This is a genomic window from Methylobacterium sp. WL6 (genome assembly GCF_008040095.1).
Taxonomy (GTDB): Bacteria; Pseudomonadota; Alphaproteobacteria; order Rhizobiales; family Beijerinckiaceae; genus Methylobacterium.
Genome location: NZ_VRVH01000176.1, coordinates 1 through 9397, shown reverse-complemented (window position 1 = coordinate 9397; position 9397 = coordinate 1). Strand labels below are relative to the sequence as shown.

Annotated in this window: 8 protein-coding genes and 1 pseudogene; 6 read left to right on the top strand and 3 right to left on the bottom strand. The window is 70.4% G+C overall.

Annotated features, from left to right (window positions below):
• Window positions 1–2610 (bottom strand): alanine--tRNA ligase (gene alaS / locus FV230_RS19315; protein WP_147843540.1); only part of this gene is annotated, 2610 nt, incomplete at its 3' end.
• A 279-nt stretch (window positions 2611–2889) separates the two neighbouring features.
• Between alaS and FV230_RS19310 the strand changes: the two genes are divergently transcribed.
• The 5 genes from FV230_RS19310 to FV230_RS19290 all read left to right on the top strand — a co-directional run bounded on the left by FV230_RS19310 (window position 2890) and on the right by FV230_RS19290 (window position 7624).
• Complete coding sequence (locus FV230_RS19310; protein ID WP_147843539.1) at window positions 2890–4086, top strand: transglycosylase SLT domain-containing protein; 1197 nt, start codon at window positions 2890–2892, stop codon at window positions 4084–4086.
• A gap of 246 nt (window positions 4087–4332) precedes the next feature.
• On the top strand, window positions 4333–4866 hold the full coding sequence (locus tag FV230_RS19305; RefSeq protein ID WP_147843541.1) for a NepR family anti-sigma factor: 534 nt from the start codon (window positions 4333–4335) through the stop codon (window positions 4864–4866).
• 161 nt (window positions 4867–5027) lie between these two features.
• Window positions 5028–5927: a transglutaminase family protein gene (locus tag FV230_RS19300; RefSeq protein ID WP_147843538.1), complete on the top strand. Its 900-nt coding sequence runs from the start codon at window positions 5028–5030 to the stop codon at window positions 5925–5927.
• Window positions 5928–5994: 67 nt separating this feature from the next.
• Window positions 5995–6813, top strand: coding sequence for a transglutaminase family protein (locus FV230_RS19295; RefSeq protein WP_147726835.1), 819 nt, complete (start codon window positions 5995–5997; stop codon window positions 6811–6813).
• A gap of 139 nt (window positions 6814–6952) precedes the next feature.
• Window positions 6953–7624 carry a L,D-transpeptidase gene (locus tag FV230_RS19290; protein WP_147843537.1) on the top strand — a complete coding sequence of 224 codons (672 nt, stop codon included), beginning with the start codon at window positions 6953–6955 and terminating at the stop codon, window positions 7622–7624.
• Between the two features lie 214 nt (window positions 7625–7838).
• Here FV230_RS19290 and FV230_RS19285 read toward each other — a convergent pair whose 3' ends face one another.
• On the bottom strand, window positions 7839–8171 hold the full coding sequence (locus tag FV230_RS19285) for a hypothetical protein (RefSeq protein WP_147843536.1): 333 nt from the start codon (window positions 8169–8171) through the stop codon (window positions 7839–7841).
• 163 nt (window positions 8172–8334) lie between these two features.
• Complete coding sequence (locus FV230_RS19280; RefSeq protein ID WP_147726829.1) at window positions 8335–8823, bottom strand: phasin; 489 nt, start codon at window positions 8821–8823, stop codon at window positions 8335–8337.
• A gap of 227 nt (window positions 8824–9050) precedes the next feature.
• Here FV230_RS19280 and FV230_RS19275 point away from each other — a divergent pair.
• Window positions 9051–9397, top strand: a pseudogene (locus FV230_RS19275) (PAS domain-containing sensor histidine kinase); the annotation flags it as partial.

Here is a 9397-nt window from a genome sequence, read left to right as displayed (position 1 = left end):
GGCCTGGGCCATGTCGCGGCGGCCGCCGCCGCCCTTGCCGCCGAGATGGCCTGCGCCGGCCCGCACCAGGGCGACGGCGTCGTAGCGCTCGGTGAGGTCCGGGGTGACGCCGACCACGAGGCCGGCCTTGCCGTCGGCGCCGACGCCGACGATGGCGACGATGCCGGAGCCGAGCTTCTGCTTGCCGGCATCGGCCAGGCTCTTGAGGTCGCGCATCTCGACGCCCTCGATCGCCCGCGCCATCAGCTTGACGCCGGCCACCTCGGTCGCCTCGTCGCCGCCTCCGGCGCTGCCGCCCATCGCCAGCTTCTTGCGCAGGTCCGAGACCTCGCGCTCCAGCCGGCGGCGATCCTCCAGCAGCCCGGAGAGCCGGTCGGACACCTCCGCCACCGGCGCCTTGAGCTGGGAGGCCAGCGCCCCGAGGGTGCGGCTCTCCTCGCCGCGGTGGCGGCGGGCGGCGTCGGCGGTCATCGCCTCGATGCGGCGCACCCCGGCGCCGACCGCGCTCTCGGCGAGGATCGTGATGGTGCCGATGTCGCCGGTGCGCGCGGCGTGCGTGCCGCCGCAGAGCTCGATCGAGAAGTTCGGCAGGCGGCCGCCCTCGATCTCCGTGCCGGCATCGTCCACCGGCCGGCCCATGGAGACGACGCGGACCTCGTCGCCGTACTTCTCGCCGAACAGCGCGCGCGCCCCGGACTCGATCGCCTCGTCCACCGCCATCAGCTTGGTCACCACCGGCACGTTCTGCAGCAGCACCGCGTTGGCGAGGTCCTCGACGCGGGCGAGCTCGGCCGCCTCGATCGGCTTCGGGTGGCTGATGTCGAAGCGCAGGCGCTCGGGGGAGACCAGCGAGCCCTTCTGCGCGACGTGGTCGCCAAGCACCTGCCGCAGGGCCTCGTGCAGCAGATGGGTGGCGGAATGGTTGGCGCGGATCGCGGCCCGGCGGGCGTGGTCGACCTTCAGCTCGACGGCCTGGCCGAGGCTCAGGGTGCCCGCGTCCACGGTGACGTGGTGGACGAACAGGTCGCCGAGCTTCTTCTCGGTGTTGGTCACGCGGGCCTTCAGCCCCGGCGCGGCGAGCGCGCCGGTGTCGCCGACCTGTCCGCCGGATTCGGCGTAGAACGGCGTCTGGTTGGCGATGAGCAGCCCGCTCTCACCGGCCTGCAGGGCCTGGACCTCGGCGCCGTCGCGCAGCAGCGCCGTCACGACGCCCTCGGCGCTCTCGGCCTCGTAGCCCAGAAACTCGGTGGCGCCGGTCCGGTCGCGCACCGAGAACCACACCGTCTCGGTGGCGGCCTCGCCCGAGCCCGACCACGCCGCGCGCGCCGCCTGCTTCTGGCGCTGCATCGCGAGTCCGAACGCCTCCGTGTCGACGCCGATGCCCCGGGCCTTCAGGGCGTCCTGCGTCAGGTCGAGGGGGAAGCCGTAGGTGTCGTAGAGGGTGAAGGCGGTCTCGCCGGCGAGGTTCTGGCCGGCGGCGAGGTCGCGGGTCTCGGCGTCGAGGATCGCGAGGCCGCGCTCCAGGGTGCGGCGGAAGCGTGTCTCCTCGAGGCGCAGGGTCTCGGAGATCAGGCTCTCGGCCCGCACCAGCTCGGGGTAGGCCTGGCCCATCTCCCGCACCAGCGTCGGCACGAGGCGGAACATCGCCGGCTCGCGCGAGCCGAGCAGCTCGAGGTGGCGCATGGCGCGGCGCAGGATGCGGCGCAGCACGTAGCCGCGGCCCTCGTTGCCCGGCAGCACGCCGTCGGCGATCAGGAAGGAACCGGCGCGCAGGTGGTCGGCGATCACCCGGTAAGAGGCGACGTTCGCGGGCTCGGGCGGGCGGCCGACCGCGTGCGACACGGCGTCGATCAGCGACCGGAACAGGTCGGTCTCGTAGTTCGAGGTCACGCCCTGGAGGATCGCGGCCATGCGCTCCAGGCCCATGCCGGTGTCGATCGACGGCCGCGGCAGGACCAGCCGGTTGCCCGGCTCGACCTGCTCGTACTGCATGAACACGAGGTTCCAGAACTCGAGGAAGCGGTCGCCGTCCTCGTCGGGCGAGCCGGGCGGGCCGCCGGCGAGCCCCGGGCCCTGGTCGATGAAGATCTCCGAGCACGGCCCGCAGGGGCCGGTGTCGCCCATCTGCCAGAAGTTGTCCGAGGTGCCGATGCGGATGATCTTGTCGTCGGAAAAGCCGGCGATCTTCTTCCAGAGCGTCGCCGCCTCGTCGTCGTCGGCATAGACCGTGACGAGGAGCCGGTCCGGCTTGAGGCCGAACTCCTTGGTGATCAGGGTCCAGGCCAGCTCGATCGCCTGCGGCTTGAAGTAGTCGCCGAAGGAGAAGTTGCCGAGCATCTCGAAGAAGGTGTGGTGGCGCGCGGTGTAGCCGACGTTGTCGAGGTCGTTGTGCTTGCCGCCGGCGCGGACGCATTTCTGCGCCGTCGTCGCCCGCACGTAGGGCCGCTTCTCGACGCCGGTGAAGACGTTCTTGAACTGCACCATGCCGGCGTTGGTGAACATCAACGTCGGGTCGTTCTTCGGCACCAGCGAGGACGACGGCACGATCGTGTGCCCCGCACCCGCGAAGTAGTCGAGGAAGGCCGACCGGATCTCGTTGACGCCGCTCATCGGATAACTCTGTGCTGGGCCGGGCTTTTTCGCGCGGCGACGCCCGGCCGTCCCGGGCCGTTCGTCGCGGATGCGCCCTCATACGGAGGGACGGGCGCCAAGTCACGGGCTCACATCGCGCCCCACCATCGCCGGAGGAACGGGTGATGGCCGGCCGGCCCCCGGAAACCGCCGGCACGACCGGAATGGTCCAGCCTCGGCCGTGTTGTCGCCACATCTGTCAAGCCAGATCGGGGGGTGGCGCCGCAATCGGCGCGAAACCGGGATTTTGGGACGCACATGCAGGGCCGCACCGTCGGAACGTCTCGCAAGGCCATCGCGTCCGGCTCCGCCGCCGTCGGCAAGGGCGCGTCCAAATCGGCGTCCACGGGCCGCTTCGGGGCGGGCGCCACCGACTGCATCACCCTTTCCGCCCCGGTCGGCCGCGGCCACGGCAGCCGTCCGGCGCTCGCCCGCTCCGTCCTGTCGATGTCGCTGTTCGCCGGCGCGCTGAGCGCGCTGCTGATCGGCTCGGGCGTCGAGCTCGGCAAGATCGGCCTGGAGAATGCGGTGTCCTCGGCCCAGGCCGCCACCGAGATCCCGATGCCCCGCCCCCGCATCCAGGTGAGCGCGCTGCCGCCCGTCGTCGCCGAGCCGCCGGTGGTGCTGCGCGCCTCCTCGGCCTTCGCCGCGGTCCACGATCTCGACACCGAGCTCGGGTCCAACGCGGTCGACCGGGTCTCCTACGACTTCCTGCTCTCGGAGAGCGCCGGCGGCGACCCGAACGACGTGCTCGAGTTCGGGCCGATGAAGATCCGTCGCCACATCGTCCAGACCATCGTCCGCGCCGCCCAGGCCGTGCAGACCGACCCGGTGCTGCTGATGGCGGTGGCCGACAAGGAGTCGAGCTTCATCACCGCCGTGCAGGCCAAGACCTCCTCGGCCACCGGCCTTTACCAGTTCATTGAGCGGACCTGGCTCGGCTGCGTGCGCGACTTCGGCGCCAAGTACGGGATGGAGAAGGAGGCGGCGCTGATCGTCGCCGATTCCAACGACCGGCCGACGGTGACGGACGCCGCCGAGCGCACCCGGATCCTCGAGCTGCGCCGCGATCCCTACCTCTCGGCGCTTCTGGCGGGCGAGATGCTGAAGCGCGATGCCGCCCGCATCGCCCTGCGGATCGGGCGCGAGCTGTCTCTGGGCGAGGTCTACCTCGCCCACTTCCTCGGGCCGGACGATGCCGAATCGTTCCTCGCCCAGGTCGTCGACAAGCCCGGCGCCGCCGCGGCCAAGCTGCTTCCGGGCCCGGCGCGGGCCAACCGCTCGATCTTCTTCGCTTCCGAGCGCAACCGCCGCCGCAAGGCCGCGAGCCTGTCGGTCGCGCAGGTGCACGAGAAGTTCGAGGCGATGATGAGCGCCCGCGGCGCGCGCTACCGCGACGTCCGCGCCGTGTCGGGCGTGATGGCCTACGCCGACGCCGACGCGGCCGCCCGCTAGGATCGGCCGCCCCAGGTATCTCGGGTGCTCCAGGTATCTGGCGCTCCAGGTATCGGGCGCCTCGGGGATCGGCCGTCCGCAAGGATCAAACGGCCGCCTGAATCGTGAAGCCGGCGCAACTGACTGCGCTTTCCCGACTTCTTTCTTCAAGCGACTCCGCATCCGCGGCCCGCGACGCGAAGACTTCGGGGGAAGTTCTTGACCAAACCGCTCCGACACCGGCCCATCGACACGCTGAGCCCCGACATACCCCTCGACCGGATCGGGGAGACGCTGGCGTCGTTCTACGACAGCCTCGTCGCCGAGGGCGTGCCGGAGCATCTGGCTGCGCTCCTGCGCAAGGTCCGGCAATCCGAATCCGACGGTGACGTCGCGACGCCTGCGGCGCCCCCTGCCCCGCGGGCCGAGCGGATCGCCCTCGTCGTCGAGGACAATCCCCAGGTTCGCGGCCTCGCCGAGGCGCTGCTCGAGGAGACCGAGCTTTCGGTCGTCGGCTGCGACAGCGCCGAGGCGGCGCTCGCTGTGCTGCAGGCACGGGGCGGCGACGTCGCCCTGGTCTTCGCCGACGTGCGTCTGGCCGGCGAGATGGACGGCCTCCAGCTTGCCCATGCGGTCGCGACGCTGTGGCCGAGGGCGCGGCTCGTCATCACGTCGGGCCACTGCGTCAGCTGCCCCGAGATCCCGCCTGAGGCGGTGTTCATCCAGAAGCCGTGGCGCGCCTTCGACGTGCTGGTGGAGGCGGAACGGGCCGTCAGCGAGCCGGCACCGCCGATCCTCTGACGCCGGCCCTGCGCGCCACCCTTCGCGTCGACGGCACCGTCCGGCTCCGCATGGAACGCGGCATCGGCCGCTTCGATCGCCGTCCCGGACCGAAACGGGCATGTGGGCGTGAAATTTGCAGCACGGACGTCGCACCGGCGCATCCGCGGAGTGTTACGTCCTTGCCGATCCTGTCCGTCCGGCACGTCACCGTGTACCGCTACCGCCGCCCGGTCTCCTTCGGCGAGCACCGGATCATGTTCCGCCCGCGGGACAGCTACGATCAGCGCCTGATCGAGGCGACCCTCGACATCGACCCGCTGCCGGCCAGCGTGCGCTGGATGTTCGACGTGTTCGGCAACTGCGTCGCGATCGCGAGCTTCGACACGCGCAGCGACACCCTGCGCTTCACCTGCGGCATCACCCTCGACCATACGCCCGAGCACGCTCCGGTCTTCCCGCTGGCGCCGCACGCGACCCACTACCCGTTCGGCTACGGCGTCGAGGACATGCCCGACCTGTCGCGCTCGATCGAGCGGCAATGGCCCGACACGCACCACGTGGTCGACGCCTGGGCGCGCAGCTTCATCCCGGCCGACGGCCGCATCCCGACGCAGGACCTGCTCGCCGACATGACCCGCGGCATCCGCCGCAACTTCACCTACCTCGCCCGCAGCGAGAAGGGCGTGCAGGACCCGGTGACGACGCTCCGCCTGAAGCGCGGATCGTGCCGCGACTTCGCGGTGCTGATGATGGAGGGCGTCCGCTCCCTCGGCATGGCGGCGCGCTTCGTCTCCGGCTACCTCTACAATCCGCGCAACGACCGCGACCGCCACGTCGGCGGCGGCTCGACCCATGCCTGGGTCGGCGTCTATCTTCCGGGGGCCGGCTGGATCGAGTTCGACCCGACCAACGGCATCGTCGGCAATCGCGACCTGATCCGCGTCGCCATCGCCCGCGACCCGCGGCAGGCGGTGCCGTTGCACGGGTCGTATTTCGGTCTGACGAGCGACGACCTCGGCATGCGCGTCGACGTCGCCGTGACCGAGAAGCCGGCGCTGGAGCTCGCCCCCGCGCAATAGGGGTACCGCACGCCGGTGCGGGCATCATGAACGTATGCTTCGTTGAGGAAGGTTGGCAGGTGGCGCGATGAAGATCAGGACCGGTTTCGATATCGCCTTCGATTCGGCGCAGCCGATGCCGATGATCCTGATGCTCAGCGTCCACCCGTCGCGGCTGCCGGACCTGCTGTCGCCGCAGGCGATCGCCTTCGATCCGCCGATCCCCTGCCACCAGTATGAGGACGGCTTCGGCAACATCTGCCATCGCATCGTCGCGCCGCCCGGGCTGCTGACGATCTCGGCCGACTTCACGGTGCAGGATTCTGGGCAGCCCGACGCGTTCGTGCCGGATGCGCGGCAGATCCCGGTGCAGGACCTGCCCGACGAGGTCCTCGTCTACCTGCTGGGCTCGCGCTACTGCGACACCGACAAGCTCTCGCAGACCGCGTGGTCGCTGTTCGGCAGTACGCCCGAGGGTTGGGCGCGCGTCCAGGCGATCGTCGACTACACCCACGAGCGCATCCGCTTCGACTACATGCGCGCCGACGCCACCCGCAGCGCCCATGACGGCTTCATGCAGCGCGAGGGCGTGTGCCGCGACTTCGCGCACCTGGCCGTCACCTTCTGCCGCTGCATGAACATCCCGGCGCGTTACTGCACCGGCTATCTCGGCGACATCGGCGTTCCGAAGGATCCGGCGCCGATGGACTTCTCCGCCTGGTTCGAGGTCTACCTCGAAGGGCCGCAGGGCGGGTGCTGGTACACCTTCGACGCCCGCCACAACACGCCGCGCATCGGGCGGATCGTGATGGCGCGCGGGCGCGACGCCACCGACGTCGCGATCACCACCAACTTCGGCTACGCGCCCCTCGCCCGCTTCGACGTGCACACCGACGAGGTGGCGTGATCGCGCGCCCTCGATCGGCGCGACGACGTCTTCGCAGCTTACGTATTCCCACGCTCCTGAAATCTTCGCCGGCCCGTGGAACCCTCTGCCTATGCTCACGCTTGTAATAGCAAAGGTTACTGCACAGGTAGGCCACATCATGAAGACCTCAGCCACCGCTCTCGCCGCCCTCCTCGGACTCTCGATTGTTGCCAGCGTGCCAGCCATGGCCGCCTCGACCTACGATCCCTTCGGTACCGATGCCGGGTACGAGGAAGATCAGTCCTACGGTTACCAGGGTACGCAGAGCCGTGACTATTACGGCCAGCGTCCCGTCTACGAGCCGGGCTACGGCCAGGGCGTGCAGGCCGCGCCGCAGGCGCAGGTCCAGCCGATCCAGCGCGAGATCGTGGCGTTCAACGGGAACTATGCTCCGGGCACGGTCGTCGTCTCGACCGCCGAGCGTCGCCTGTACTTCGTGATGCCCAATGGCGAGGCGATCCGCTACGGCGTCGGCGTCGGCCGTCCCGGCTTCACCTGGTCGGGTACCAAGACCGTGACCGCCAAGAAGGAGTGGCCGTCGTGGACGCCCCCGGCCGCGATGATCGCTCGCCGCCCCGACCTTCCCCGCTACATGGCCGGCGGCATCGAGAACCCGCTCGGCGCCCGCGCCATGTACATCGGCAACACCGAATACCGCATCCACGGCTCGAACGAGCCGGACACGATCGGCCAGGCCGTGTCCTCGGGTTGCATCCGGATGACCAACGACGACGTCACCGACCTCTACGAGCGCGTGAAGGTCGGCGCCAAGGTCGTGGTCCTGAACTGATCCGACAGCGCACCTGTCTGCGAAAACATGAGGGCCGCGTCATCCGAGAGGGTGGCGCGGCCCCTTCTCGTCTGAACACCTCGGCGCCGCTTCGCTCGGCTCAACGGGGCCGGGCCTTGCGCCGGCGATCCGGCGCAGCCGCCGATACGGAGACGCAGGAGGCGTCGGGCGCGCATTCGAGACCTCCGCCTCGCGGTGCGAAGGCGGTCGCGCGTCAGGGCACGACGCGGCCGACCGCCGTCTGCGGCTGGCTGAACGAGGCGATCGGCATGTCGCAGAAGCAGCGGGCGCCCAGCGGCCGCGGGCCCGGAAGCGGGCAGGAATAGGGCTGCGGGCCGGTCAGGCCCTGCTGGACCGCATCGCAGTTCAGGCCGACCGGGCGGGCCGGGACCGGCCGCTCGCGCCGCCGCGGGTAGGCCAGGCGCTCGTCGTAGGCCGGGCGCTCGTCGTACCCGCGGGGCGGCGCGTCGTAATACTGGGCGTCGGCGGCCTGCAAGGCCAAGGTCGTGAGCAGGGCGGCGAGGCCGAGGCGTGTGATCTGTCGCATGGCATCCCTATCGGCGGAACGTAGGAACCCTGTTCGGGCCGATGCAGGCATGCTCGCGGAAACCCGGCGAAAACGAGACGGCCCGCCCCCGACGATCGGAGGCGGGCCGGTGAGCGATTGCCCGTGGCCCGCCCCCCGAAGGGGCGGGCATGGTTTGCAGGGCTCAGTGCGTCGCCTTGTTGGCGGCGTCCTGCGCATCGTGCGCCGCCTGCTTGGCGGCATCCGTTCCCTGCTCCATCGCCTTGCGGGCGTTGTCGGCACCTTCCTGCATCACGGACTTCGCGCGCTCGGCACCCTGCTGCATCGCGCTCTGGGCGAGACCGCCGAAATCCTTGGCCTGCGCCTGGATCGCGGCGAACTGGCTGCGCACGAACTCGGCCTGATGCTGCATCGCCTCCTGCACGTCCTTCGAGCGGACGAGCTTCTGGGCGAGGTCGAAGGCGGCGTTGACGTTCTGCTCGGCATACTCGAAGCCGCGGGCGGACACGTCCTTCACGCTGGTCCGGGTCGCCTCGGTGGACCCGGTCACGGTCTCCGCGGTGCGGCGTGCGGCGCCGATGAAGCTGTCGAAGGCCTTGCGGGCCTGGTCGACGCTCTTTTCGGCGAAATCGCGCATCTCGGTCGGGACTTCGTAGGTCGGGGGGGTGCTCATCGCTCGTCTCCTCTCACGTTGCCGGTTGATGCATCATTGTGCGCTGCACAATAACACAGGTATCATCGTACGCCACCCGGCGAGGCAGCATTAACGTTGATGCGAGGTAAACGTGTGACGGGCGCGAGAAAGGTCCAGCACCCTTCGGCGCTCCGCCTACAATAAGCACGGTACAATCATATTTCCGTAACCGAACGGGCCGGGACGCGGCCGATGGGGACACTTCGTTGAACGTTGGCGACAGCACGCGTGCAGGCCTCACGGCCGCTCTGGAGGCCTGGGCGGGCGATCCCGTCCTCGCCGCGACGCTGGCTGATTCGGCGCGGGCCTACGTCGTCCTCGACGGGGCCGCGACGGCGATCCTGCACGCCTCCGCCGCGGCCGTCCCGTTCCGCGACGCGGTCTCGGACGAAGCCGGGACGCTGAACCCGGCCCTCGCCGGCCACATCCGTGCCGTCGGCGGCACCGCGCGGCCGCGGCTGGTGCGCCTGCGCCTCGATCCGCGGCGGATCGCGCCGCCGACCGCCTGCCTGATCGCCGGCGGCACGATCGACGGCGCCCCCGCCCTGCTCCT

Bases quoted from the DNA above. Each gene is read 5' to 3' on its own strand.
- FV230_RS19310 (WP_147843539.1), top strand. From the start codon at position 2,890: ATGCAGGGCCGCACCGTCGGAACGTCTCGCAAGGCCATCGCGTCCGGC.
- FV230_RS19295 (WP_147726835.1), top strand. From the start codon at position 5,995: ATGAAGATCAGGACCGGTTTCGATATCGCCTTCGATTCGGCGCAGCCG.
- FV230_RS19290 (WP_147843537.1), top strand. From the start codon at position 6,953: ATGAAGACCTCAGCCACCGCTCTCGCCGCCCTCCTCGGACTCTCGATT.
- FV230_RS19285 (WP_147843536.1), bottom strand. From the start codon at position 8,171: ATGCGACAGATCACACGCCTCGGCCTCGCCGCCCTGCTCACGACCTTG.
- FV230_RS19280 (WP_147726829.1), bottom strand. From the start codon at position 8,823: ATGAGCACCCCCCCGACCTACGAAGTCCCGACCGAGATGCGCGATTTC.